Source organism: Planomonospora algeriensis (assembly GCF_977012225.1).
This window is the reverse complement of record NZ_CDRNDK010000992.1, coordinates 1-774: the sequence shown is the minus strand read 5'-3', so window position 1 is coordinate 774 and position 774 is coordinate 1. Positions and strand designations below refer to the sequence as shown.

Annotated in this window: 1 protein-coding gene; it reads right to left on the bottom strand. The window is 73.0% G+C overall.

Annotated features, from left to right (window positions below):
• The coding region (locus ACWJ6R_RS37395) for an AMP-binding protein (protein ID WP_449066715.1) at window positions 1-710 on the bottom strand (710 nt) is incomplete at its 3' end.
• Window positions 711-774 lie beyond the last annotated feature (64 nt).

The window sequence follows — 774 nt, the reverse complement described above, 5'->3', positions numbered from 1 at the left end:
AGCTGGTAGAAGGCCGACGGGGTCTGGTTCAGCACCGTCACCCGCTCCCGCTCCAGCAACGCCAGGAACTCCCCCGGCGACCGGCTCACCCCGAACGGCACCACCACCAGCCGCCCGCCGTGCAGCAACGCCCCCCACAACTCCCACACCGAGAAATCGAAGGCGTAGGAGTGGAACAACGTCCACACGTCCTCCGGCCCGAACCCGAACCACCCCTGCGTGCAGGCCAGCAGCCGCGTCACACTGCCGTGCGTCACCACCACGCCCTTCGGCCGGCCCGTCGACCCCGACGTGAAGATCACATACGCCGGATGCCCCGGAAGCAGCCCCGGCAGCGGAAGCTCCGCGCCCTCGTCCTCCGGAGCAGAGGGCGGTGCCGTCCCGGCCCCGCCGGGCAGGAGACGGCAGGAGACACCCCCGTCCTCCAGCACCACCACCGGCAGCCCCCCACCGACCACACCCTCCGAACCCGCGACCGCCACCACCGCCATCGGTGAGGCGTCCCGCACCATGAACCCCACCCGATCCGCCGGATACGACGGATCCACCGGCACATACGCACCCCCCGCCTCGAGCACCCCCAGCACCGCGACCACCAACTCCACCGACCGCGACGCCACCACCGCCACGAACCGCTCCGGCCCCACCCCCAACCCCACCAGCCGCCGCGCCAACGCCCGCGCCCGCGCGTCCAGCTCCGCGTACGTCACCACCACGTCCCCGCACACCACCGCCACCGCCTCCGGTGTGGCCGCCACCCGCGCCGCGAACTCC